Source organism: Candidatus Limnocylindrales bacterium, from assembly GCA_035571835.1.
Lineage (GTDB): Bacteria > Desulfobacterota > Binatia > UBA1149 > CAITLU01 > DATNBU01.
Map to the genome: position 1 here is coordinate 69,431 of DATNBU010000008.1, position 24,113 is coordinate 93,543.

Consider the following 24,113-nt stretch of genomic DNA (forward strand, 5'->3'; position numbering starts at 1 on the left):
CCGCGTGTGCCGCTGCGTCAAAGAATTGATTTCGGCCACGACGGGAGACGGCCGAGCAGGACGGCGGGAGGCTCGGGGTCGAGCCGGACGTGGCAGCAAGGTCGTTGTTACCAATTGGACAGGAGTACCGGGCAGCCGGGCGTCTCCCCGACACTATGGATGGCGCCACCAGTACCGCGCCGCGCCCGGCAGCCAAGGTCGCAGGAAACCATGAGAATCCGGCGTAACGACTGCCGATCCGGACGGCGCCGGTGATGTGAAAATCAGAACACCGCGTAGCCGCCGTCGATCCGGATCGTATCGCCGGTATGGAAATCCGACGCCCTGGACGCGAGATAGACCGCAATCCCTTCGAAATCGGCCGGCGTGCCCCAGCGCCGCGCCGGCGTCCGGTGAACGACCGTTTCCCGAAGCTTGTCCCAGGACCGCGCGCCTTCGGTCATGTCGGTTTCGATCCAGCCCGGCAGGATCGTGTTCGCCTGGATCCCGTGGCGGGCGAGCTCGACGGCCAGCGACCGGACCATCGCCGTCAGGCCGGCCTTGCTGGCCGAGTACTGGGCCTGGCGCGGCATTCCGTGGATCGAGCCGATCGAAGCGATGCCGACGAGCTTGCCGCCGCCGCCGCGCTCGATCATGTGGCGCGACGCCTCGCGGAACGTCAGGAACGCGCCGACCAGGTTGATGTCGACGACCGCATTCCAGTCCGCGAGCGTCATCTCCGGAAAGGCCGCGGCCTTTCCGACCCCGGCGTTCGCGAAGCACGAGTCGACCCGCCCCAGGTCGCCGACGGCGCGCTTCATCGCCTCCGCGACCTGCTCCTCGCTCGTCACGTCGACGACATACGCGCGGGCCTTGGCGCCGAGCCGCTCGAGCGCGGCCTTCGCCTCGTCGTTTTTGACGGAATTGCGGCCCCAGATCGCGATTGCCGCGCCGGCCTTCGCGAGGCCGCTGGCCATGCCGAGGCCGATTCCACCGTTTCCGCCCGTCACCAGCGCGACGTGTCCTCGAAGATCCAGGCTCATGCCGGTCCTCTTAACGTGCCGATTGCGCGCAGCCAAAGACCACGCGGGCGCAGCTCGTGGTGGTTCGGGCGCGCCGCTGCTGGCAGTCTCGCGCACGGTGACCGCGGAGCGCGACAGCAAACCGCCGGAGACCCGGGCCGGGAACCGGTCGCGGATCGCTCTGATCGTCGTCGACCACGGCAGCCGCAACGAGGCTTCCAATGCAAGCCTCGACGCCGCGGTCCGCGAGATCGCGGCCCTCGCCGGCGATCGCTACATTGCCGTGCTTCCCGCGCACATGGACCTCGCGAGCCCGACGATCGCCGAAGCCTTCGATCGCGCGGCGGCAGCGGGCGCTTCGCTCGTCGTCGTCGCGCTCTACTTCCTCGCGCCCGGGCGGCATTCGGAAATCGATGTTCCGAGGCTCGCTGCCGAGGCCGCCGGCCGTCACTCCGGGATCGGATTCGTCGTGACGGCGTGCCTCGGTCCGGACACGGCAATTTCAGGGCTCGTCGTGGCCCGTGCAGAGGCTGCGCTTTCGTTGCGCGAATCCTGACGCCGCGCTTCGCTCAGCTTGCCGTTTTTGACAGAAAAGACCGTGGGTTGGCCGCCCCGCCGAGAAATCGGGGACAGACACCGATTTCCGAAAATCGGGGTCTGTCCCCGATTTCCCGGTCCCGGCTCCCGCAATCCCGGAGGACTCCCGACGTGAAATTCGCGACCGCACTGGCCTTCAACGATCCGCTCCATTTTGCCGAGATGGCCCGCACCGCGGACGAATGCGGCTGGGACTGGTTCGCCGTCTCCGACCACCTGGTATTCCCGGAGAAGCTCGACAGCGCCTACCCGTACGCCAAGGACGGCAAGCCGTACTGGTCGACGTCGACTCCGTGGCCCGATCCGTGGACGGCGATCGCGGCGATGGCCGCCGTCACGAAGCGGCTGCGCTTCATGACCAACATCTACATCCTGCCGGTGCGCAATCCGGTGCTGATCGCGAAGCAGATCGCGACCGTCGCGTACATGTCGGGCGGACGCGTCGCGCTCGGCATCGGCACCGGATGGATGAAGGAAGAATTCGAGCTGCTCGAAGTGAATTTCCACACACGTGGAAAACGCATGGACGAGGAGATCGATATACTTCGCACATTGTGGCGGGGAGGGATGGTCGAGTATCACGGCAAGCACTACAACTTCGATCGTCTCGAGATGAGCCCCGTACCGAAAGAGCCGGTTCCGATCCTGGTCGGAGGCGTCAGCGACGCAGCGCTGCGGCGCGCGGCGCGCACCGGCGACGGCTGGATCGCGGTCCAGCACTCGACCGAAGAGCTTCGCGAGCTGCTCGGAAAGCTCGGCGCGCTGCGCAAGGAATTCGGAACCGACGCAAAACCGTTCGAGGCCGTGGTGGCGTGCACGGATGTCTTCGATGTCGACGGCTATCGCCGTATCGAGGACCTGGGCGCAACCACCTTGACGACCGCTCCGTGGGTCCTTTACGGTGCAGATCCGAACTCGCTCGAAGAGAAGAAAGATTCGCTCAAGCGTTTTGCCGACGACGTGATCTCGAAGTTCAGGAGCTGAGGGTGCCAAACAAAAAGCCGAAGCGCGTCCGGCGCACCGCCGAAGAAGCCAAGGTGATGATCCTCGACGCGGCCGAACGCCGGCTGCGCGAGCTCGGGCCGGCCGGAATCAAGCTGCAGGAGCTGGCGGCCGACGTCGGCGTTTCCCATCCGGCGATCCTGCATCACTTCGGCAGCCGCGACGGCCTCGTCGAAGCCGTGGTGCGGCGTGCGCTCGATACGCTTCGCGACTCGACGCTCGACCAGGTTCGCCAGCACATGCGTCGCGAAGTGGATATTCCGTCCATTCTCGACGCCGTCTTCGGGATCCTCGCGGAACGCGGTCACGCCCGCCTGGTCGCCTGGCTGATCCTCGAAGGAAAGAACTCGCGCGACGAGTCGCGCCTGATGCGTGCGCTCGCCGAAGCCGCGCACGTGCGCATGATTTCCGGAGGCTGGACCGAGGGACGGCATTTCGAGTTCGAGGACATGCTGTTCACGATCATGCTCGTCGGCACGGCGGCGCTCGGCTCGGGTGTTGCCGGCGAAGCGATGCGCTTCAGCTGCGGGATCGAAGACGACACCGGCGTCGAGGAGCGTTTCCGCCGCTGGCTGAGCGCGCTGATCTCGCACTACCTGTCCGGTACGGGAACGTTCGCGCCGCCCGCGGCGAAGGCTGCGGAGCCGAAATAGATCGCACTACTTGACGGCGAGCGGGTTGACCGGCGAGCCGATGCCGCCGGTCACCTTGAGCGGCGGCGCCGTCAGCAGGAACTCCCAGCAGCCGTCGGCCGCGCAGTCTTCGGCGAACGCGTCGAGCTGGAACATCTCGCCGAACGGCATGCCCATGTCGCGGATCGCGAGCAGGTGCAGCGGGTAGAGAAGCGACGGGTCTTCGCACGGCATCACTTCGACGGCCGTTGTATCCGAACAGACCGCTGCGAGGTCGTGCGCGTGAATCCATTCCGCCGCGTCGATGCCGAGGCCCGGGCCCTGCCACAGATACGTCTCGCGGTCGCCGTCCTTCGTGAACACCGAAAGATGGCCCGTGCGCAGCACGAGGATGTCGCCCGGCAGCAGCTTCGATCCCTGCTTTGCGAGCGCGTCGTCGAGCTCGGACGGACGAATCGCGCTTCCCGGGGCCAGTCGTTCGACGCCGCGGTGCCGCGCGAGGTCGACGAGCACGCCGCGCGACAGAATCCCGCCTTCGGCCAGCTTGTCGATGCCGTTCCTGGTCGCGCCCCCGACGCCGAGATGGTCGGAGACCGGATAGCCGTTGTAGAGCTTCCCGTCGTAGTGAACGTGCGCGAGGCTGTCCCACTGCGTCGAGCACTGCAGCGGAAGCGTCAGCACGTCGTCCGAGTAGCAGAAGCCGCGCGGATCCTCGCCGATCAGCGTGCCGATTGCCGTCATGTAGTGCTGCGGATTGAAGCGGCCGATCACCGTTCCGCTCTGCGGACCGTCGGCACCGAGCGAAAGGCCAAGACTGAAGATGTCGCCGCGCCGCACGCACGCCGTCGCGCGCCGCACGACCTCCGGCGTGATCAGGTTGAGCGTCCCGCGCTCATCCTCCGCCCCCCACCGCCCCCAGTTCGAAACCTTCGCCGCGATCTCGCGTACCCGCTCCATGCGTTCTGCCTCAGGAAACAAAAAGGGGACAGGTACATTTAATTTTCCGCAGAGAAATCAGCCTGCGCAGAAAAAATGTACCTGTCCCCATTTAAAATCAGTAGTGAAATTCGGGGAGGACTTTTGTGACGAACAGCTCGAGCTGGTCGGCCTGCACCTGCCACGGCACCGTGCCCTGGTAGAAGAAGTTCCACGAGATCCATTCGAGATCGCCGTCGCCGTGGCACTTGACGAGCGCAGCCAGCTGCCGCTTTACGTCGTCGATCGTGCCGCACAGCTGGTAGCCCTTGTCGATCATCCGCTGCGTCGCCACATGCTCGTCCTTGAACTTGAGCGGGCGCATCGAAGTATCGTCCTCCGGGGAACGGAACACCTCACCGAAACCGAACAGGTTGAAGTAGTGGTGGTACTCGTAACCGGTCGTCTTCGCGGCCAGCTCGAACGCTTCCTCGCGCGTCTTGCCGATCGTGATCGCCCGCACCGCGCCGAGACGCTGGCCGAGCTTCAGCTTGTGGCCGCCCTTTGCGGCTTCGTTCTGATAAAGATTGGCCCACTTCAGGAAGCCTTCCGGCGACGATTCGAACACCCACGGCATGATCCCGCGATGCGCGCAGTCGATCAGCGACTTTTCCGACAGCGTGAACGGCGCCCAGATCGGCGGATGCGGCTGCTGGTACGGCCTCGGCACGACGCCGATTTTGCGAATGACTCCGGCGTCGTCGATCTCGCCGCGAGCGCCGTAGTTTCGCGTCCACTCCGGCGCCGCCCAGCCGTCGATGCCTTCGTACGGGAACGGCACCTTGTAGTGATGGCCGTTGTACGAGAAGCAGTCTTCGGTCCATGCCTTTTGTACGATCTCGAGCTTCTCGTCGTAGATGTCGCGGTTGGCCGAATCGCCCTTGTCGCCCTGGCCGGTCGCCGATTCGGCGCCCTGGCCGAGCACCTTCATCCATTTCTTCTGGTAGCCGCGCGCGAACGCGACGGCGACGCGGCCTTTGGTGAGCTGGTCGAGAATCGCGATGTCTTCGGCGACGCGAATCGGGTCGGCGGTCGGAAGCACGATCGACATCGGCGCGAACGTGATGCGCTTGGTGCGCGCCGCAAAGTCCGCATAGAGCAGCACCGGGTTGACCGAGACCTCGCCGCCTTCGGTATGAAAGTGGTGCTCGGTCGTCGAGAACGCATCGACGCCGAGCTCATCGGCGAGAATGACGAGCTGCCTCAGCTCGTCGAGCATCATCTGGTAGCGCTCGGTGCTGCGACCGATCGGACGAAGCTGCGCCCGTTCTTCGTTCGTGGAGGGGATGGTGGGCATCGCGAAGAGGTCGAGCTTCAAGTTGGTCTCCTTTCTGCGGGCGGCGCGGCCAGGCCAGTGGCTGCGGGCCGCTCCGGCGCAAATCCGGCGCCGGCAAGCGACTTTCGTAGCGGACTGAAACGTGTTCTACAAGCCCGCCGCGGGCAATTCCAGCGGCGCCGGCATCGGCGCGGGGATCAGGCGCCGGAGTACGGCTTGCCGAACGGCGCGTACGGGTCGCCCGGAATCTCCACGAGCTCGATCATCGTTCCGTCGGGATCGGTCAGGAAGACCAGCCGCGAGTTGTATTCGGGATAATCGGTGCGCGTATCGTCGAGCACGGTGACGCGGGCTTCGCGCATCTTCGCGAGGGTCGCATCGAGGTTGTCCACGCGCAGCATGATCGCGGCCATGCCGGGAACGTTCAACGCCCTGGGCCGCCACGCGCCCTCGCGTTTCGGCGAGCGGAACTCGAACAGCGCCAGGCGCACGCCGTCACGCTCGAGGAACACCGTGGTCTGGTCGACGCCCGAAAGGCCGAGCAGGCGGTCGGCATCCGCTCCGCGAACCTCGACTTCGGTGAGCGCGCGAAAGCCGAGAAGGTCACGGTAGAACGGAACGGATTTCGCAAGACTCGACACGCAGATGCCGAGGTGGCCGAAGCGGATGACGGACATCGCCGGCCCTTTACGCCGCCGCGAAGCGTTCGCGCAGCCACGACGTGACGATCTTCATCGCGCCGTCACGCCCCGGAGCGTTCGGATTGCACTTCGGCGGAAGGCCGAGGTGATCGCCGTCGACGTAGTGAATCTGCTTGTCGGAGGCTCCCGACGCCTGATGGATCGCCTCGAGGTCCGGGATCCAGACGACGTTGTCGCCGGTATAGCTGATGACCAGCGTCGGCTGCCGGATCTTCGGGATGCATTCGAGCGTGGAGGCGCGCGAGCTCAGCCCAGACCACGTCGAAAGCCACGCGCGCGGCGTATGCAGCTTTCCGAACCCGGCCTCGATCGAATTGAAGATGTCGGGCCGCGGAGAAAAGAACGATCCGTAATCGCGTTTCGACGGATAGATCGAAAGGTCGCAGTACGCCGGGTTGGCCTCGGTGCGATGGATCTCCATGTAGCGGCCGAGAAACGCCCGCCGCCAGACGAACTGCTTCTGCTTGAACGTCAGGTCTTCGAACGCCTCGTCCGCCATCTCCCGCTGGTGATGGCGCTGCACGACGATGCAGTTCCTGGCGATGGCATCGAGCCGGGCGACCCGTCCGCGCTGCGCCGCGCGATACATCTGCAGGAACTCGGCGCTGTAGCTGCTCGATGCAGGAGGCTCGGCAAAGCCGTTCTCCGGATTGAACATGTCGAGCGACGGATCGATCGACAGCGCGTCGTCTTCGCGCACGACCGACGGATCGATGCAGCCGAGCATCAGCACGCCCTGGCCGAGATGCGTCGCGAGCTGAACGATCCCGTCCGCCTCCGGCATCTCGAATGCGTTGAGGTCGTACGGATCGCCGGCCGCGGTGGTCGTCAGTCGCCCCGGCGGCTTCGTCGTGGCCTGCGACTGGTAGAACGTGTAGAGCGCGCCGCCTCCGCTGTTGCCGAGCAGCACGACGTTCTCGAAGCGCTTCCTCAGCTCCTTCATCGACGCGGCCACGTCGACGATCAGCATTTCGTGGATGAGGCCGACGTCGTTGTTGAGCCAGCGCCCGGCCTGGCCGAACGCCGCGTAACCGGCCTCGAGCAGTGCCGGAATCGCGTAGTGGCGGCTCATGTCGCCGCGCGGATGCATCATGCAGACGACAGTGCGCTCGCCGCCGCGCGTGTAGAGCACGCCGTGTGACTCGCCGCGGTCTTCGGCGACGAGCGGCATGTTCTCGGTGCGGACTCCGGCCGGAAGCGTATCGAACGACCACAGGCTGGGGCCGAGCTGCGGATAGCGAAGAAGCTGGATTGCCATCGGTTATCCGCCCATCAGGCCGGGCTATTGTCCGGCCGGTCCGGCATCAGGCCGGACTCGTCCGGCCGGTCCGGCATCAGGCCGGACTCGTCCGGCCGGTTCGGCATCAGGCCGGACTCGTCCGGCCGGTTCGGATTGATCAGCTGAACCGCGCTGCGCGCCGTGGCGCGGGCCTCGGCAGTGATGGTGAGGGGACGAAGCGCGTCGATGTTGACCGCCTCGAGGTCGTAATACGAGATCGCGTCCCAGTGCTGCTCGGCCATCGCGCGCGCATCCTCGCCGGGACCGTGGACTGCGCCGCGGGGATGCACCATGAACGTCGCCTTGTGCATCGGCGCGCCCATCATCGTGCCTCCGTGCAGGAACCCGATCTCGTCGTAGTCCATGTTGCGGTGGTAGTACGGGAGCCGCGCAGTGCCGCGCTCCATCTCGGCCGGCCGCGGCACGAAGTTGCAGATGATCCAGCCCGGACCCTGGAACAGCGCGAACGCCGTCGGCGGGACGTGGTTGCGGTCGCTGACGACAGCCCGGAAGTCGAGATTGTGGAAACGGAACGGAAACAGGTCGCCTTTCCAGCCGACCACGTCGAGCGGATGCGTCGCATAGAAAAACGACGTGAACGATCCGGCGCGCTTGACGCGCACCTCGTACTCCGGGCGTCCGTCGTTCTCGTATGCCGCGGGCTCCGGAATCATCAGAAGGGTAGGGTCGTACGGGTTGTGCCGACCGAGCAGCGTGTGCTCGGCGAGCGAGATCTCGCCGGTGCTCTCGATGTGCAGGAAGTAGTTGTCGCGGGTCGACGGAACCACGCGGAACGTGACGCCTTTCGGCAGCACCACGTAGTCGCCGGCCTTGAAGTCGAGCGGGCCGAACTCGGTCTCGATGACGCCGGCGCCGCGATGCGTGAACCAGATCTCGTCGGCGTCGGCGTTGCGGTACCAGTACGGCATCGGCTCGCTGCGCCGGCTGACCGAGATGACGAGATCGTCGTTGTAGAAGCAGCGGGTCGGAAGCCCGCGCACGTTCGTCTCGTCCGACGCACCGATCTGCTGGCCGTCGAGATCGAGCGGCGCGAAGTCGCCTTCGACGCGCAGCCATCCGGTCGGCTCGTTGCGACGGTACATCTCGGCAACGCGTCCCTGGAAGCCGCCGCGGCCGATCTCTTCTTCCTTGAGCCCGCCCGGGACGCTGACATGCGCCTGCCGGGAAACCTGGCCTTTGCTCAGATGGAACCAGGAGTTCATCGACTTCATGCGAACAGGGTCCTCTGGGCGTAAAGCGTGTCCACGTATTCCTTGACGCCGGCGATCTTGCCGCCGGCGATCTCGAACAGGAAATGGTAGTAGTTCGAGTACTCGGCGCCTTTGGCGGTAGTCGCGGTGATGTGGATCTCTGCGGCAACCTTGCTGTCGTCGGCAACCATGCCGAGGATCTCGATCTTCATCGGCTCGGGCGCGTACAGCGAGACGCCCTTGGCGAACATGCCGAGCACCGCTTCCTTGCCCCGGTACGTGCCGGCCATCGGCGACGACGGCGGAACCCACCACACCACGTCGTCGGCAAACGCGGCCACGACCTTGTCGGACGCGCCGCTCCGTACGGCATCGAAGTAGTCGCGAATGAGTTTCTTGTTGGCTTCGGGCGAGGCTCCCATCGTCTGCGGATTCTCCTTGAAGTGCTGCGCGTGGTGAGGACCGGGGACCGGCTGGTTTGGACGAACGCCGATGCTACCCTCGACACGCAACTTTAAGCAAGAACACGTTCTAGGCCTCGCCGGGGCCGCAAAAACCCCTCGAACCGGCGATCGGGAGCAGCACACCATGTCGGACATGCCGAAGGCCTTTCACCTGACGCCCGAAATCCAGCGTTACGTGGTCGAGCACAGCGCCCCGATCGACGCCGTGCAGCAGGCCCTCATCGCCGAGACGGAGCAGCTCGGCTTCATCTCCATCATGCAGATCTCGCCCGAGCAGGGAGCGTTCATGGAGCAGCTGGCGCGCCTGCTTGGCGCGAAGCGCATCATCGAGGTCGGCACGTTCACCGGTTATTCGGCGCTGTGCTTTGCGCGCGCGCTGCCGAAGGACGGCAAGCTGCTGTGCTGCGACATCAGCGAGGAATGGACGTCGATCGGACGGCGCCACTGGGAGAAGGCGGGAGTCGCCGACCGCATCGACCTGCGCATTGCACCGGCGGTCGAGACGCTCTCGGCCCTGCCCGCCGATCCGGTCTGGGACATGGCATTCATCGACGCCGACAAGGGCGGGTACCTTGCGTACTACGAGGAGATCCTCAAGAGGCTTCGTCCGAACGGCGTGATCCTCGTCGACAACGTGCTGTGGATGGGGACCGTGGCCGATCCGGCGGCAACGGGCGAGGACGTGGTGTCGATCCGCAAGTTCAACGATTTCGTCGCGAACGACCCGCGCGTCGAAGCCGTCATGCTGACGATCGGCGACGGGCTCTCCCTGCTGCGCAAGAAGGGCTGAACGCACGGAGGTTTCCCTGCGATGTCGACCGCAAGCCGTCTCCCGAATGAAACCAGCGAGTACCGCGCGGCGCGCGAGCGTCTGCTCGAGGCCGAGGTCGCGCTGCGCCGCCAGATGGAAAGCGTCGCCGAGCTTCGCCGCAAGCTTCCGCTCGGTGGCAAGGTGCCGGAAGATTATGTCTTCGAGGGAGCCGGCGGCCCGGTTCGCCTTTCGGAGCTTTTCACGCGCGGCGACACGCTCGTTGCCTACAGCTTCATGTACGGCCCGAACATGGAGCACGCGTGCCCGCTGTGCACGTCGATGCTCGACGGCCTCGACGGGGAAGCGCCGCACATTCGCGAGCACGTAAGCCTCGTGGTCATCGCGAAGTCGCCGATCGCACGCATCATGGAGCACGCCGGCCGGCGCGGATGGTCGGACCTGACGCTGCTCTCGTCGCACGACAACGACTACAACCGCGATTACCTCGGCGAGGCGCCCGACGGCTCGCAGCTTCCGATGCTCAACGTGTTCGTCAAAGACGACGGAGCGATCCGGCATTTCTACGCAACCGAGCTGCTGTTCGCGAAGAACGATGCCGGCAAGGATGCGCGCCACATCGACCTGCTGTGGCCGCTGTGGCAGGTGCTCGATCTTACGCCGGGCGGTCGCGGCACCGGCTGGTATCCGAAGCTCCAGTATTGATGCCCGCCGCCGCGTCCCTCGATCTGCTCGACAACATCGTCTGGCACAGCCTTTCCGGACCGCAGCGCCGATTCGCTGCAGGAAGCGAAACCGCGCGGCGCTACGCGCGCGGGCTCAGCCCGCTCACCGGGTTTGCCGATCCCGCGCGCCCGGATTTTGACGCGCTCGCCGCGCATGCCGATATCGGCGAGCACCTGTTCTGCGGAGCATGGACCGGCGCTCCGCCGGCCGGATGGCGCGTCGATGCCGAAGTGCCGGCCGTACAGATGGTCTGGAACGGCGGAGTTCCGGAAGACGATGCGGCGCCGCATGCGATCGCGCTAACGGACGCGCATGTCGATGCGATGCTCGAGCTCGTTGCGCTCACGCAGCCAGGTCCGTTCGGGCCGCGCACGATCGAGCTCGGCGACTACTTCGGGGTCTTCGAGGACGGAAAGCTGGTCGCGATGGCCGGCGAACGCATGGAGGCCGGATGCCTGCGCGAGATCAGCGGCGTCTGCACGCGTCCGGAAGCGCAGGGGCGCGGCCTTGCGCGCGGCCTGATGCACAGGCTCATCCGGCTGCAGATCGGGCGCGGCCTCGTGCCGTTCCTTCACGTGATGAGCTTCAACACGCGCGCGCTCGAGCTTTACGAGCGCATGGGATTCGGCCGCCATCGCGAATTGCTGATGCGCATCGTCTGCCGGGAGTGACGGCCGCGAGGCGGGCTTTGCGGCGAAGCGCCTATGTGTCGGGCAGCGTCGTCAGAAGCTCTTCGATGGCTTCCGGCGAAACCGGCTTCAGCATGTGAAGGTCGAAGCCTGCGTCTTTTGCACGCTGGCGATCGGCTTCCTGGCCCCAGCCGGTGAGCGCCACCAGATAGATCCTGCTGCCCCACGACTCCTCGCGGATGCGCTGGGCGACTTCGTAGCCGTTGGCCTTGGGCATGCCGATGTCGATCAGCGCGACGTCCGGCAGCAGCCGCTCGGCCGACCGCAGCGCCGCTTCGCCGTCGAACGCCGTGTGCACGTCGTGTCCTTCGAACTGGAGCAGCATTGCGAGGCTCTCGGCCGCGTCCTGGTTGTCGTCGGCGATCAGCACGCGGCGCGGAATCACACGCATCGAGCCGTTGCCCTCGTGCGAAGCGACCGACGCCGGTACGGCTGCCACGATCGGGAGTCGCACGATGAACTCGCTGCCGCGACCGACGCCGCGGCTGCGCGCTTCGATCGTTCCGCCGTGCAGCTCGACGATCTGGCGGGCGAGCGTAAGGCCAATGCCGAGCCCACCCTGGCGTTCGAGCGACTGGTCGACCCGTACGAACAGCTCGAAGATCTGCGACAGTTTCTCGGGCGGGATTCCGATGCCGTCGTCCTTGACCGACATCTCGAACATGCCGCGTGACGTGCCGACGGTCAGCCGGAGGTTTCCGCCGGGCGGAGTGTACTTTGCGGCATTGCCGAGAAGATTCGACAGCACCTGGACGAGCCGCTCGCGGTCGGCTTCGAACGTGAGCGACGGGCTCGGAACGTCGATCTGCAGCTTGTGCTTCTTGGCCTGGAGCTCCTCGCGGCAGGCCTCGACCGCGGCGTCGACGATCTCTCCGCAGGCGACCCGCTCCTTGCGAAGCTCGAGCACGCCGCGCGAGATGCGCGAGACGTCGAGCAGGTCGTCGATCAGTCGCGACATCTGCGCAACCTGCCTTTCGATCATTTCGACCGGTCGCTGGATCTCGGGATTCGGAATGCTCTTGAGGAAGTAAGCTGCGTTGCGGACGGGAGCGAGCGGGTTGCGCAGCTCGTGCGCGAGGATCGCGATGAATTCGTCCTTGCGGCGGCTGGCTTCCTCGCGCTCGGCTTCGGCCTGCTTGCGGTCCGAGATGTTGCGCGAGCTCGACGAAGCAGCGACCGGGTTGCCGGCCACGTCACGAATCGGCGAGACCGTAAGCGAGATGTCGATGCGTTTTCCGGTTTTCGTAAGCCGCACGGTCTCGTAGTGCTCGATGCCTTCGCCGCGGCGGAGCCGCGCCAGAATGGCGCGTTCCGCGGCGATCCCCTCCGGCGGAATCAGCATCTCGACCGACCGGCCGACTGCCTCCGCTTCCGAATATCCGAACATGCGCTCCGCGCCGCGGTTCCAGCTGGTGATGATGCCATCGAGGGTCTTACTGACGATGGCGTCGTCGGAGGCTCGGACGATCGACGCGAGCAGCGCGCGGGCCTCCTCATTTCGCCGCTGGTCGGTGACATCGCGCGTAAAGCATTGCGTGTGAAGGAAACGCCCCTCGTCGCGCAGCACGCTCGAGTCGATCAGGACGTGCTTGATCGAGCCGTCCCTGCAGATCATCTGCGCCGGCTGCGCGAGGAGGCGTTCTCCGGCCCGCAGGCGGTTCATCATGCCTTCGATGGCGGCGCGGTCCGCGTGGAAATCGACGATGTTATGGCCGAAATACTCTTCACGCGTGTAACCGAGCATTTTCAGCTCGGCATCGTTCGCCCAAAGGATCGTTCCGTCTTCGGCGACGCGATGCAGCGCGATCGCCGCGGTTTCGAGGAATCCTCCGAGCTGACCGGCCTGTCGGCGCACCTCGTTCTCGCTCTCGTGCAGCGCCGTCTCATGGACGCGGATCATCGAGAGCGCGCGCCACAACAGCCCGGTGAGGAGGACGATTTCGACGAGCGTACGAAGAGCAGTCCCGAACGCGGTATCGACGATGCCATGGTGCTGCAGCCGGACCCGAATCCATCCGAGCGACAGCGCCAGCACGACCACCACCGGCAGCGACCGTCTTGCGAGAATGCCTGCTGCGCTGTCCTCGAGAATCGTCCGCATCGGCTCGCGTTCGGGGATGCTCGCCACCACGCCGAGGCCGAGCGCGAAGATCACCGACGCCGTCTGCATCGCGATACCCGTCAGGTGCGGCAGCATGAACATCTGCGTCGCGCCGTAGAGGTGGCCGATCAGAGAGAGCATGGCGATCGATGCCGCGGCAATGCCGAGCACGACGGCCGCGCTGCGTGACTTCGATCGCAACGGCAGCAACAGCATGGCCAGGCCGAGCAGCGCGAACGAAAACGATGCCGGCGGTCCCATGCGCATCGGAGCAGCGGCCGCGGACTGTCCCCATGGCCGGTCGAACAGCAGCGTGTCGATGCCGAAATTCAGGTCGGTGAGGTGCTCGACCAGCGTGAGCAGGCCGACGGTGACGACGAGCGCGGACAGCACGCGAGACACGAGGACGCCCGGTTCCCGCCGCCAGTGTATCGCGAGCAGCGCGAGCCCGATGGCTACGCCGCAGAACGCGGTATTCGGGAACATGGAGATCCCGTCGTTCTTCCAGGCCGTCAGCCGCTGAATTTCGGCGGCCCAACCGATGAGCGTGAGGAGTCCGGCGCAAACTGCGTAAAGGGCGGCCGTCGCCGCGATGCGGCGAGGCCAGGTCTGACTTCCGGCCGGCATTGCGAGCATTTTCGTCCGGCCGGCCGCGTGAACAAGGACATTCCGTCCGAAAATTACGTGCCGGGCGGAAACGGCGATCGTTCCGGGCGCGCGCTTGCCTCCGTTGAGCCGCGACGCCATGAGAGCCCGCCGGTGGAAGCCGAAGTGACGGTGCCTCGGTGAACCAGCGGGAAACAGCCCGCACGGAGAACAGCGCATGCAACTCGGATTGATGGTCGGATACTGGCAGGGCGGCGGGCCGTGGGATTTCGTCTCGCTTGCGCAACAGGCGGAAAGCCTGGGCTTCGAGTCGGTGTGGACCGCCGAGGCGTACGGCTCGGATGCGTTTTCTCCGCTGTGCTGGATCGGCGCACAGACCTCACGCATCAAGCTCGGAACCGGAGTTACGCAGATCTCGGCGCGCACGCCGGCGTGCGTGGCGATGACGGCCGCGACCATCGATCACATGTCGAACGGACGGCTGATCCTCGGGATCGGCGTCTCCGGCCCGCAGGTGGTCGAAGGCTGGTACGGCGTGCCGTTTGCCAAGCCGTTCACGCGTACGCGCGAGTTCATCGAGATCCTCAGACAGATCTGGAAGCGCGAAGGGCCGGTCCGCTACGACGGCAAGTACTACCAGCTCCCGTACAACGGCCCCGGATCGGTCGGTCTCGGCAAGCCGCTGAAACTGATCACGCATCCGCTGCGCGAACACATTCCGATCTATCTCGGCGCCGAAGGTCCGAAGAACGTCAAGCTTGCGACGGAGATCGGCGACGGCTGGCTGCCGCTGTTCTTCTCGCCGTATCGCACGGACGTCTATGCCGAGTCGCTCGCGCTGATCCGGCCGGGGTTCGAAGTCGCGTGCACCGTGCAGGTCGTCGTGGGCGACGACGTCGAATCGTGCCTGATCCCGGTCAAGTGGATGCTGGCGTTCTACATCGGCGGAATGGGCGCGAAGGACAAGAACTTCCACGTGAACATCATGGGTCGCATGGGCTTCGAGCGGGAAGTGGCCGAGGTCCAGCGCCTGTTCCTCGAAGGCAAGCGCGCGGAAGCCGCCGACGCGGTGCCGAACCAGCTGGCGGACGAGATCTCGCTCGTGGGTCCGCCGGGGCGGATTCGTGAACGGCTCGACGCGTGGAAGAAAAGTCCGGTGACCAAGCTGCTCGCGGGAACGCAGGATCCGAATGCTCTGCGTGCGCTCGCGGACGCTATGTAACGACTTCCGGTAGAGCGCGCGTCCGACATAGGCATGCCCGCGCGCTCGCTTTAGTCCTCGCTTCGCTGCGGAACGACTCGCACGCGGGCACGCCCACGCCGGACGCGGGTTGGCGGAAGGTCGGGTAATGCTCGAGCGCGCGTCCGGCATGGGCATGCCGGCGTGCTCGCTTTAGTCCTCGCTTCGCTGCGGAACGACTCGCCCGCGGGCACGCCCACGCCGGACGCGGGTTGGCGGAAGGTCGGGTAATGCTCGAGCGCGCGTCCGGCATGGGCATGCCGGCGCGCTCGCTTTAGTCCTCGCTTCGCTGCGGAACGACTCGCCCGCCGGCATGCCCACACCGCCCGCGGGTTGGCGGATGACGACTCGCACGCGGGCACGCAGGCGGGTTCACATCTCGGAGGTGCCGATGTCCATGCCGCTCGGGAAGGCGGCTTCGAACTCGCCTTTGTAGGCGTGCGGGCCGGCTGCCATCAGGCCGCCGTCGACGACCAGCTCGATGCCGGTGACGAAGCGGGCGTCGTCGCTCGCGAGGTAGACGGCGGCTGCGGCGATGTCGGTGCCGCGCCCGGCGGTCTTCATTGGCTGCGCGTTGGCCATCACGCCGTCCATCGATTCTTCGTTGCCGCGGTGCACGAGCGGGGTGTTGATTCCGCCCGGACAGACGGTGTTCGCGCGGATGTTGTGCCTGGCCATCTGCACGGCGACCGCGCGCGTCATGTTGACGACGGCGGCCTTGCACGCGGTGTAGGCGATCGGTCCGCATCCGCCGCTCAGACCGGCGACCGAGCCGGTGTTGATGAAGCAGCCGCCGTCGCCCTGCTCGAGCAGTACGCGCGCGCCGTGCTTCATGCCGAGGAATACGCCGCGCACCAGTACCTGGAACGTCTTGTCCCATGCGTCCGTGTCGATCTTGTCGACCTTGCCGAGCGCACCGGGGTAGCCGGCGTTGTTGAAGACGACGTCGAGACGGCCGAACTCGCTTCTTGCGCGATCGATCATCGCGGCGACCTGCGCTTCGTCGGATACGTCGGTTCTCTGGAAGACGACGTTGGCGCCGAGGCCCTGCGCTGCGGCAAGATCGAGCGTCTCCCTGCCGGTGCGCTCGTTGATGTCGCTCGCGACGACCTTCGCGCCTTCGGCGAGAAAGCGAAGCACGCTGTCGCGGCCGATGCCGCTTCCGCCGCCGGTGATCACGGCGACCTTTCCGTCGAGACGTCCTGCCATCGAAACTCCTCCTGCTATCGTGCTCACCGCGTGTGGCGATGCTCCGAACGATGCGCCCGCCGAAGCGAGAAGGCTTCGGCGAGCGGGCGTTGTAGAGGCGAAGCGGGACGGAGTCCAGAGTCGGCGTGCTTACGCGGCGTGGTCCGGCGGCTCGATCTCGCGGGAACCGGCCGCCTGGGACCTGGCCTTCGCGACGTGCCGCTCGAGATCATCGGCGCTTCCGACGTGCACGCCGTCGATGAAGACCTGCGGCACGGTGACCGCGCCGCTCACGGCGCGAAGCGCACCGAGACCGCCGGCCGTTGAAATCTCGATCTCATGGAACGGCATGCCCTCGGCATCGAGCAGGCTCTTCGCGCGTGCGCAGTGCGGGCAACCCGTCTTTGAAAACACGACGACGTTTGCGGTCGACCGTGCGGGCGCCACATAGCGGAGCATCGTGTCGGCGTCGGAGACCTCGTACGGATCGCCGGCCACTTCCGGCTCGATGAACATCTTTTCGATGACTCCGTCGCGAACCAGCATCGAATAGCGCCACGAGCGCTCGCCGAAGCCGAGGTCACGCTTGTCGACCAGCATGCCCATCTGGCGGCTGAAGTCGCCGTTTCCGTCTGCGATCAGCCGGACATGCTCGATGTTCTGGTCGCGTCGCCACGCCTCCATGATGAAGCCGTCGTTGACGGAGATGCAGACCACCTCGTCGACGCCGGCGCTGCGGAACGCGGGCACGAGCTCCTCGTAGCGGGGCAGATGGCTGGCCGAGCACGTCGGCGTGAATGCGCCCGGCAGCGCGAAAACGACGACGGTGCGGCCGCCGAACAGCTCGCGGGTGGTCACGTCCTTCCATTCGCCGCCCTCGCGGGTGCGGAACGTGACGTCGGGTACTCTCTGGTTTTCTCGATTGGACAGCATCGGTGTTGTTCTCCTTGGGAAGGATACTGGACCGGTCGTCAGCATTGAACAAATTGATCCTTCTGTTATCTTGCATAGCCTGTGATTATGAAACTTCCGTCCGGGACCTCGCTTCCGACGCTGAGGCAGCTCGAGTACGTGGTGGCCGTCGCCGATGAGCGCAGCTTCGGCGGCGCGGCGGCGCGCTGTCACGTGTCGCAGCCGGGCCTGAGTCTCCAGGTTGCCGAAGTCGAGCGGCTGCTCGGCGTCCGCATCTTCGAACGCGACCGGCGCGGCGTGCTCGTGACGGAGGCCGGCGACGAGATCGTCCGCCGCTCGCGCACGCTGCTCGAATCGGCGCGCGACCTCGTCGAGGCCGCGCGCCACCGTGCACGCCCGCTGGTCGGGCGTCTCCGCATGGGAGTGATCCCGACGATCGCGCCGTACCTGCTGCCGTCGTCGCTTGCGATGGTGCGGCGCGATTACCCGGAGCTCCGGCTCACGCTGCGCGAGGAGAAAACCGACGTGCTCGTGTCGATGCTCGAGAAGGGCACGCTCGACGTTGCGCTGCTCGCGCTCGACACCGCCACCGACCGGCTCGACTGCGAGCCTCTGTTCGAGGACGAGTTCGTGCTCGCGATGGCCCGCAGCCATCCGCTGGCGAAGAAGAAGCAGGTGAGCGAGAGCGACCTCGAAGGCGAACGCGTGCTGCTGCTCGAAGACGGACACTGCCTGCGCGACCAGGCGCTCGCCGTGTGCAACCGCGCCGGCGCCGACGAGAACGCGGATCTTCGGGCGACGAGCCTCGCCACGCTGGTTCCGATGGTTTCCGGCGGCGACGGCGTCACGCTCCTGCCCGGGATTGCCGTGCGATCGATGGCCGGCAAGGGAAGCGGCGTTGAAGTGCGGCCGTTCCGGAAGCCGGCGCCGCGGCGAAGGATCGGTCTGGTCTGGCGCCGCGGATCGTCTCGCGCCGACGAGATGCGGCTGCTCGCGCGCAGCATCGTCAAGAGCCGGCACTGAGCTTTCGTGTCTGCGGCGGATGCTGTGTTAAGGTGCGCCGGCTTCGGCCGGTCCATGCTCGTCCGGCATGTTCCGTTCGCCGACAGGGGGCTCCGAATGAATCGTTTTGCCAGCTGGCTCCGTCATCGCTTCTCCGCGCGCCCTGCATGGATGAACGCGCTGATGGTCTTCGCCGCGTTCCAGGTCTTCGTCTACTCGCCGTGGGACATCCTCGTGAAGCCGGTCGCGACCGACCAGGATATCTGGTTCGGCATCACCCTGACCGGCTGGGCGGCGAAGATCGGTGACGTCCTTCATCTCGTCGTCTATGCGATCGGGCTCTACGGGTTCTGGCGGATGCGTCGCTGGATGCGGCCGTGGGCGGCGCTTTATGTCGCGCAGATGGCATTCTCGATGTTCGTGTGGCCGATCGCGCATTTCGGCGGATTTCGCGGCTGGCTGATGGGCCTGGTCTCCGGCGGCTTCTTTGGTGCGCTCGCGCTCGCGATCTGGCGGGCGAGGGATGCCTTTCGCGAAGCACCGCCCGAATACACGAAGCGCTACGGAGAGTGGGCGATCATCACCGGTGCGACAGCGGGGATCGGCCTCGAGTTCGCGCGTGCGCTCGCGGCGCGCGGCGTCTCGTGCGTGCTGGCCGCGCGCCGCAGTGACCGGCTCGCGGCCGTCGCCGAAGAGCTCGAGTCCCAGCACGGAGTCCGCACCCGCACCGTCACCGTCGATCTTGCGGCCGACGACGGGCCGGAAACGCTTGCCGACGCGGTCGACGATCTCGAAATCGGAATGCTCGTCAGCAATGCGGGCGTCGGCTACGCGGGGCGCTTCGACAAGCAGGATCTCGCGCGCCTCAAGCAGATGGTCGCGCTCAACTGCACGGCCAACGTCACGCTCGTCTCACGCATGCTTCCGGGCATGCTTGCGCGCCGGCGCGGCGCGATCCTGATCATCGGATCGGTCGCCGGCCGGCAGCCGATTCCGATGCACGGTCTGTACTCGGCGACCAAGGGCTTCGAGCTTCTGTTCGGCGAGGCGCTGTGGGCCGAAGTGCGCGATCGCGGCGTCGATGTGCTGGTCGTTCAGCCCGGTCCGGTCGCGACCGAGTTCGAGGCGATTGCCGGCGAGACGCGTCCGGATCCTTCCGCCGACGAGAGCCCGCAGTCGGTCGTCGAGACCGCGCTCGACGCACTCGGCAAGCAGCCGTCGGTCGTCACCGGATGGTTCAACCTGCTTCGTGCGAACGTCAACCGCTTCCTGCCGCGAACCGTGACGGTGTGCGTGGCTGCGGACGTCATGGAGCGCCAGACGCCGGCATCGATGCGTTGAGACGTCGCCGCGCTCGGGAGAGAGCTGCCTAAAATCGAACGGGTCGCCAGCGCTCGGTGGAAGACGTCGCTTTGTTCAGTGCAGGCGCCGCAGGAAGATCTCTCCGCCGATCGCCGACATCTGCCGCAGGATCCATTGCTGGCGGCGCCGCATGTAGGGCGATGGCGTATCCACGCGAAGGTCGTGCGGATCGGGAAGCGCGGCGGCCAGCAGCGCGGATTCCGAAGCCGAAAGCGACGCGGCCGGCTTGCCGAAGAAGCGTCGCGCGGCGGCCTCGGCGCCGAAGATGCCGTCGCCGAATTCGGCAATGTTGACGTAGACGTCGAGAATCCGCCTTTTCGTCCACAGTTTTTCGATCGTCACTGTGAGGGCGGCTTCGATGCCCTTGCGCAGCCAGCTTCGCCCTGGCCACAGGAACAGGTTTTTCGCGACCTGCTGCGAGATCGTGCTCGCGCCGCGGATGCTTCCGCCGTGCCGGTTGTGCTTCGCAGCTTCCTCGATCGCATCGAAGTCGAAGCCCGCGTGCTCGGCAAATCTCTGGTCCTCGGCTGCGACGACGGCGACGAGAAGGTCGGGAGAGACCTCCGCGCTCCAGTCGTACTCGACGAGGCCGCCGCGGGCGATCGAGGCTTCGATCATGAACGCGCTCGTCGGCGGCGGCACGAACGAAAGCAGAGCGACCGCGATCACTGCGGCGCCGGCCAGCCCGAGCGACAACTTCACGAGCAGAAGGAAAAGCCGCAGCATCGCCCGAGGCGTCCTCTCACCGCCGAGGGACGCAGGCAACCACGCCCGTGCGGCTGGAATCGGCACGCGCGGGACCGTAGAAGTCGCGCCCATGACGACCTTTCCGATCGACGAAGTGGAATCCGCGTTTCGCACGTACTGGCAGACCGGCGCGGTCGGCGAGAACTGGGACGCGTGGGCGGACCTGTTCACCGAAGACGCGCTCTACGTCGAGCACGTCCTCGGCAACCTCCACGGACGCGAAGAGATCCGCGCGTGGATCAAGCCGATCATGGCCCAGTACGGCGAGCTGTACACGGTCTACGAGTGGCACATGGTCGAGCCGTCGGGTCGCGCGATCGTCTACATGCAGAATCGCCGCGATCGTCCGGGCGGCGAGGGGACGCTCGATTTCCCGGGCATCACGATTCTTCAGTACGCCGGCGGCGGAAAGTGGTCGAAGGAAGAAGACTTCTGGGCCGTGCCGGCCGCGACGCAGACGACCGAGCAGTACGAGACGCTGCGCAAGCAGCTCGATCCCGAGCATCGCAAAAAGTGCACGCGCAACAACTGGGGAAACGGCCCCGCATGGACGCGCGGCGCCGCGACCTACTGGGAAAAGCATCCGAAGAAAGACTGAGGCGCAACGCTTCCGCGTCAGACGCAGGTCGACATCCCGCCGTCGACCGGAATCACGGCGCCGGTGATGTACGCTCCGGCGCGCGACGCCAGGAAGATCGCGATGCCGGCCATGTCTTCGGGCTCGCCGATGCGGCCGCGCGGGACCTGCGCGACGATCATGTCGCCGAAACGCTCGAGCGTCTCCTTCATCATCTTGCTCTGGAACGGACCGGGCGCGACGGCGTTGACGGTGACGTGGTCGGACGCGAGCTGCTTGGCGAGCGCGCGCGTCAGGTGATGCACGGCCGCCTTGCTCGCCGAGTACGCGTACGTCTCGAGCACCGGCACGTGCAGCCCGTCGATCGAGCCGATATTGATGACGCGCGCCGGGTCGTCCTTGCTCGCGGCGGCGCGCAGCATCGGCAGAAGCTCGCGCGTCAGGTTGAAGACCGACTTGACGTTGGTGGCGAGGACCTTCTGGAACGCATCGTCGGTGTAGTCGGCGAGCGGCGCGCCCCAGTTCGTCCCGGCGTTGTTGACGAGGATGTCGAGCTTGCCTTCCTTCGCCGCGAGGTCGGACGCGAGCGCCTTGACGCCGTCTTCGGTGCTGATGTCGCCCGGCAGGGAAACGCAGCTACCTTCGCCGCCGATCCTGCAAAGCTCTTCCGCGGTCTCGTCGCAGGCCTGCTGTTTACGCGACGCGACGTACACGCGTGCACCGCCTTCGACGTAGCCGCGCGCGATCATCAGGCCGATGCCGCGCGAGCCGCCGGTCACGAGCGCGGTCTTTCCTTCTACCGAAAACAGGTTCTTCACGTTGTCTGGTCCTTGCTGCCGCTGCGGCGGGTCAGTGCGTGCTCGACGAGCACGAGCCGGTCGTTGCCGAAATACATGTCGTCCTTGTCGATGAACATCGTCGGCGAGCCGAAGCCGCCGCGCGCGATCAGCTCTTCGGTGTTCGCGCGAAGCCGGTCCTTGACCGCAGGCTCCGCGATCGCTTTGAGCAGCTCGTCCGCATCGACCCCAACGTCGACGGCGATCGATCGCAGCACGTCGTCCTGCGAAATGTCGCGAAGCTCGCCCCAGTAGGCTTCGAACACCCGCCGCGACCAGGTGGGCAGCAGGCCGTCGGGCTCGACGACCAGCGCGGCGCGCATGGCCTTGACGCTGTTGACCGGAAACACGGGCGGCTGTCCGATGCGGATACCGTAGAACGCTGCCCAGTCCTGCAGGTCTTTCACGTACCAGCGAAGCTTCGGCATCACCGGATTCGCGCGCTGCTCGTAGACGCTGCCGTTGACGGTGTTGAAGACGCCGCCGACGAGAAACGGCCGCCAGACCAGCGTCGCGTTGCAGCGGCGCGCCAGGTCCTCGATGCGGTGGAATGCAAGGTAGGTCCACGGGCTCGAGCAGTCGTAGAAGAATTCGAGAACGGCCATCGCGATGTGAACCCTGCCGCGAGCGCATGCCGGTCGCGCAGTGGCGGCGGATGTTGCCACGAGCCGCGAGGTTTCCAAACCGGCGCGCGTGTGGCCATCGTCGCGCTCGGCGGCTATGGTCGCCCGATGGCTCGCGAGAAACTGGCATTTGCTGCGTCGGAGGCACCGGAGGCGAAGGAAGCTCTCGAGCGGCTCCGCGCGCGCTACCCGTCGGTTCCCGCCGGCGAAGCCGATGTGATCGTCGCGCTCGGCGGCGACGGTTTCATGCTCGAGACGCTGCATACGCACATCACGCGGCCGGTGCCGATCTACGGGATGAACAAGGGAACCGTCGGGTTCCTGATGAACGACTACGCCGAGGACGGCCTCCTCGAACGGATCCGCGGCGCGATCCCGGCTTCGATCCATCCGCTGGCGATGCACGCGGTCTGCACCAACGGCGTCAGCGTCGAAGCGGTCGCGATCAACGAAGTCGCGCTGCTGCGCCAGAGCCGGCAGGCGGCGAAGATCCGCGTCTCGATCGACGGACGCGTGCGCCTCGACGAGCTGGTCTGCGACGGCGTGCTGCTCGCGACGGCGGCCGGAAGCACGGCCTACAACCTTTCGGCGCACGGCCCGATCCTGCCGGTCAGCTCGAATGTCGTCGCGCTGACGCCGATCAGCGCGTTCCGGCCGCGCCGCTGGCGCGGCGCGATCCTTCCGCGCGAAGCCGAAGTGAAGTTCGAGGTTCTCGAGCCGACCCGCCGGCCGGTGAGCGCGACGGCCGACACCACCGAAGCCCGCTCGATCGCCGAGGTGACCGTGCGCGAGAACAAGAGCATTGCGCTCCAGATGCTGTTCGATCCGGAGCACGGGCTCGAGGAGCGGATCCTGAAGGAACAGTTCGTGCCCTAGGGCCGTCGCGAGAATGCGGTACGCATTCGCGTCGAGCCGCCAGACCCTACATCCACTCCACGCTGGCCCAGACGGCCGGGTGATCGCTCAGCACGCTCAGCGCAGCGTCCTCGCCGAACGCGAGCGTGGTCAGCCCGCGCGTGTACAGGTGATCTTTTCCCTTGTTCGTGACGATCGGGATGCGCGCCATCCCGATCTCCGCAAATTTCGAGTCCATCCACGCGCGCTCGACCTTGTTCTCGGTATTGAAGTCGCCGCCCAGCACGAGCGGCCCTGCGGCAGGGAGCGAGTTGCGGATGTCCTGCGCCTGCTCCTGCCGATACGACCAGTCGGCATCGCTGGCATCGAGATGCGTGTGCGCGAAGAACACGCCCTGCGAAGTGGCCATCTGCCACCCCTTGCGCGCCAGCACGTCGCCCGAGGTAAAGCCCGCATGGCGGTGGCGGGTGCACGAATCGTTCGCGAGCGGATGCGCAGCCGGTGCGCCGAGCGTGAGACCGCTCGGCAGCCAGTACCAGTGTCCGCACGCGTGACCGTCGATGCGCTGGAACCAGTCCTCCTGGATGAGTCGATAGTCGTAAGCAACGAGCCCGGCGCGTATTTTTTCGATGCGATCCGGAATCGCCGCGAGCTCGGGTTTCTTAAATGGCCACGGAAGGTCGCCGATGTTGAAGCTGACGATTGTGGCGCTCGGCATTCGCGGCTCCTTGATTTCACTTCC

Annotated in this window: 25 protein-coding genes; 11 read left to right on the forward strand and 14 right to left on the reverse strand. The window is 66.1% G+C overall.

Annotated features, from left to right (window positions below; all coding sequences use genetic code 11):
- Positions 1–263: 263 nt before the first annotated feature.
- On the reverse strand, positions 264–1,022 hold the full coding sequence (locus VN634_01975; protein ID HXC49629.1) for an SDR family oxidoreductase: 759 nt from the start codon (positions 1,020–1,022) through the stop codon (positions 264–266).
- On the opposite strand from VN634_01975, the gene VN634_01980 reads away from it, so the two are divergent.
- The 3 genes from VN634_01980 (at position 1,021) to VN634_01990 (ending at position 3,253) form a co-directional block, all read left to right on the forward strand.
- Positions 1,021–1,557 carry a CbiX/SirB N-terminal domain-containing protein gene (locus tag VN634_01980; GenBank protein HXC49630.1) on the forward strand — a complete coding sequence of 179 codons (537 nt, stop codon included), beginning with the start codon at positions 1,021–1,023 and terminating at the stop codon, positions 1,555–1,557. The genes VN634_01975 and VN634_01980 overlap by 2 nt on opposite strands.
- Before the next feature lie 152 nt (positions 1,558–1,709).
- A complete protein-coding gene (locus tag VN634_01985) occupies positions 1,710–2,582 on the forward strand; it encodes an LLM class F420-dependent oxidoreductase (protein ID HXC49631.1) in 873 nt (290 codons plus the stop codon).
- 2 nt (positions 2,583–2,584) lie between these two features.
- Positions 2,585–3,253, forward strand: a complete 669-nt coding sequence (locus VN634_01990) for a TetR/AcrR family transcriptional regulator (GenBank protein HXC49632.1) — start codon at positions 2,585–2,587, stop codon at positions 3,251–3,253.
- Positions 3,254–3,259: 6 nt separating this feature from the next.
- Here the strand turns inward: VN634_01990 and VN634_01995 are convergent, their stop codons facing one another.
- The 6 genes from VN634_01995 to VN634_02020 all read right to left on the reverse strand — a co-directional run bounded on the left by VN634_01995 (position 3,260) and on the right by VN634_02020 (position 9,096).
- The gene (locus tag VN634_01995; GenBank protein ID HXC49633.1) at positions 3,260–4,189 is read right to left on the reverse strand and encodes a cyclase family protein; all 930 of its coding nucleotides are present in this window, start codon (positions 4,187–4,189) and stop codon (positions 3,260–3,262) included.
- A gap of 97 nt (positions 4,190–4,286) precedes the next feature.
- The gene (locus VN634_02000; GenBank protein HXC49634.1) at positions 4,287–5,525 is read right to left on the reverse strand and encodes an LLM class flavin-dependent oxidoreductase; all 1,239 of its coding nucleotides are present in this window, start codon (positions 5,523–5,525) and stop codon (positions 4,287–4,289) included.
- Between the two features lie 155 nt (positions 5,526–5,680).
- Positions 5,681–6,160, reverse strand: coding sequence for a VOC family protein (locus VN634_02005; protein HXC49635.1), 480 nt, complete (start codon positions 6,158–6,160; stop codon positions 5,681–5,683).
- Between the two features lie 10 nt (positions 6,161–6,170).
- Positions 6,171–7,442, reverse strand: a complete 1,272-nt coding sequence (locus VN634_02010) for a hypothetical protein (GenBank protein ID HXC49636.1) — start codon at positions 7,440–7,442, stop codon at positions 6,171–6,173.
- Positions 7,443–7,456: 14 nt separating this feature from the next.
- Positions 7,457–8,695 (reverse strand): homogentisate 1,2-dioxygenase, encoded by a 1,239-nt coding sequence (locus VN634_02015; protein ID HXC49637.1) that lies wholly within the window; start codon positions 8,693–8,695, stop codon positions 7,457–7,459.
- A complete protein-coding gene (locus tag VN634_02020) occupies positions 8,692–9,096 on the reverse strand; it encodes a nuclear transport factor 2 family protein (protein HXC49638.1) in 405 nt (134 codons plus the stop codon). Before VN634_02020 ends, VN634_02015 begins: the two co-directional genes overlap by 4 nt.
- A gap of 166 nt (positions 9,097–9,262) precedes the next feature.
- Here VN634_02020 and VN634_02025 point away from each other — a divergent pair, with 166 nt between their 5' ends.
- The 3 genes from VN634_02025 to VN634_02035 are packed head-to-tail and all read left to right on the forward strand — an operon-like array spanning position 9,263 to position 11,304.
- Entirely contained in the window at positions 9,263–9,928 is a 666-nt protein-coding gene (locus VN634_02025) for an O-methyltransferase (GenBank protein HXC49639.1), read from the forward strand.
- Between the two features lie 21 nt (positions 9,929–9,949).
- Complete coding sequence (locus VN634_02030; GenBank protein HXC49640.1) at positions 9,950–10,612, forward strand: DUF899 family protein; 663 nt, start codon at positions 9,950–9,952, stop codon at positions 10,610–10,612.
- On the forward strand, positions 10,612–11,304 hold the full coding sequence (locus VN634_02035) for a GNAT family N-acetyltransferase (protein ID HXC49641.1): 693 nt from the start codon (positions 10,612–10,614) through the stop codon (positions 11,302–11,304). Before VN634_02030 ends, VN634_02035 begins: the two co-directional genes overlap by 1 nt.
- 31 nt (positions 11,305–11,335) lie before the next feature.
- On the opposite strand, the gene VN634_02040 is transcribed toward VN634_02035, so the two are convergent.
- The gene (locus VN634_02040; GenBank protein HXC49642.1) at positions 11,336–14,050 is read right to left on the reverse strand and encodes a PAS domain S-box protein; all 2,715 of its coding nucleotides are present in this window, start codon (positions 14,048–14,050) and stop codon (positions 11,336–11,338) included.
- 196 nt (positions 14,051–14,246) lie between these two features.
- Between VN634_02040 and VN634_02045 the strand changes: the two genes are divergently transcribed.
- Positions 14,247–15,251: an LLM class F420-dependent oxidoreductase gene (locus VN634_02045; protein HXC49643.1), complete on the forward strand. Its 1,005-nt coding sequence runs from the start codon at positions 14,247–14,249 to the stop codon at positions 15,249–15,251.
- Between the two features lie 390 nt (positions 15,252–15,641).
- Here the strand turns inward: VN634_02045 and VN634_02050 are convergent, their stop codons facing one another.
- The gene (locus VN634_02050) at positions 15,642–16,478 is read right to left on the reverse strand and encodes an SDR family oxidoreductase (GenBank protein HXC49644.1); all 837 of its coding nucleotides are present in this window, start codon (positions 16,476–16,478) and stop codon (positions 15,642–15,644) included.
- A gap of 129 nt (positions 16,479–16,607) precedes the next feature.
- Entirely contained in the window at positions 16,608–17,390 is a 783-nt protein-coding gene (locus VN634_02055; protein HXC49645.1) for a glutathione peroxidase, read from the reverse strand.
- Positions 17,391–17,477: 87 nt separating this feature from the next.
- On the opposite strand from VN634_02055, the gene VN634_02060 reads away from it, so the two are divergent.
- Both VN634_02060 and VN634_02065 read left to right on the forward strand, forming a co-directional pair.
- On the forward strand, positions 17,478–18,392 hold the full coding sequence (locus tag VN634_02060) for a hydrogen peroxide-inducible genes activator (protein HXC49646.1): 915 nt from the start codon (positions 17,478–17,480) through the stop codon (positions 18,390–18,392).
- A gap of 96 nt (positions 18,393–18,488) precedes the next feature.
- Entirely contained in the window at positions 18,489–19,712 is a 1,224-nt protein-coding gene (locus VN634_02065) for an SDR family NAD(P)-dependent oxidoreductase (protein ID HXC49647.1), read from the forward strand.
- Positions 19,713–19,787: 75 nt separating this feature from the next.
- Here the strand turns inward: VN634_02065 and mtgA are convergent, their stop codons facing one another.
- Positions 19,788–20,459 carry a monofunctional biosynthetic peptidoglycan transglycosylase gene (gene mtgA / locus VN634_02070; GenBank protein ID HXC49648.1) on the reverse strand — a complete coding sequence of 224 codons (672 nt, stop codon included), beginning with the start codon at positions 20,457–20,459 and terminating at the stop codon, positions 19,788–19,790.
- A gap of 91 nt (positions 20,460–20,550) precedes the next feature.
- Here mtgA and VN634_02075 point away from each other — a divergent pair, with 91 nt between their 5' ends.
- The gene (locus tag VN634_02075) at positions 20,551–21,078 is read left to right on the forward strand and encodes a nuclear transport factor 2 family protein (protein HXC49649.1); all 528 of its coding nucleotides are present in this window, start codon (positions 20,551–20,553) and stop codon (positions 21,076–21,078) included.
- Between the two features lie 17 nt (positions 21,079–21,095).
- On the opposite strand, the gene VN634_02080 is transcribed toward VN634_02075, so the two are convergent.
- Both VN634_02080 and VN634_02085 read right to left on the reverse strand, forming a co-directional pair.
- Positions 21,096–21,875 carry a glucose 1-dehydrogenase gene (locus VN634_02080; GenBank protein ID HXC49650.1) on the reverse strand — a complete coding sequence of 260 codons (780 nt, stop codon included), beginning with the start codon at positions 21,873–21,875 and terminating at the stop codon, positions 21,096–21,098.
- Complete coding sequence (locus tag VN634_02085; protein ID HXC49651.1) at positions 21,872–22,498, reverse strand: 2-hydroxychromene-2-carboxylate isomerase; 627 nt, start codon at positions 22,496–22,498, stop codon at positions 21,872–21,874. Before VN634_02085 ends, VN634_02080 begins: the two co-directional genes overlap by 4 nt.
- 90 nt (positions 22,499–22,588) lie before the next feature.
- On the opposite strand from VN634_02085, the gene VN634_02090 reads away from it, so the two are divergent.
- The gene (locus VN634_02090; GenBank protein HXC49652.1) at positions 22,589–23,392 is read left to right on the forward strand and encodes an NAD kinase; all 804 of its coding nucleotides are present in this window, start codon (positions 22,589–22,591) and stop codon (positions 23,390–23,392) included.
- Positions 23,393–23,438: 46 nt separating this feature from the next.
- Here the strand turns inward: VN634_02090 and VN634_02095 are convergent, their stop codons facing one another.
- Entirely contained in the window at positions 23,439–24,089 is a 651-nt protein-coding gene (locus VN634_02095) for a hypothetical protein (GenBank protein ID HXC49653.1), read from the reverse strand.
- Positions 24,090–24,113 lie beyond the last annotated feature (24 nt).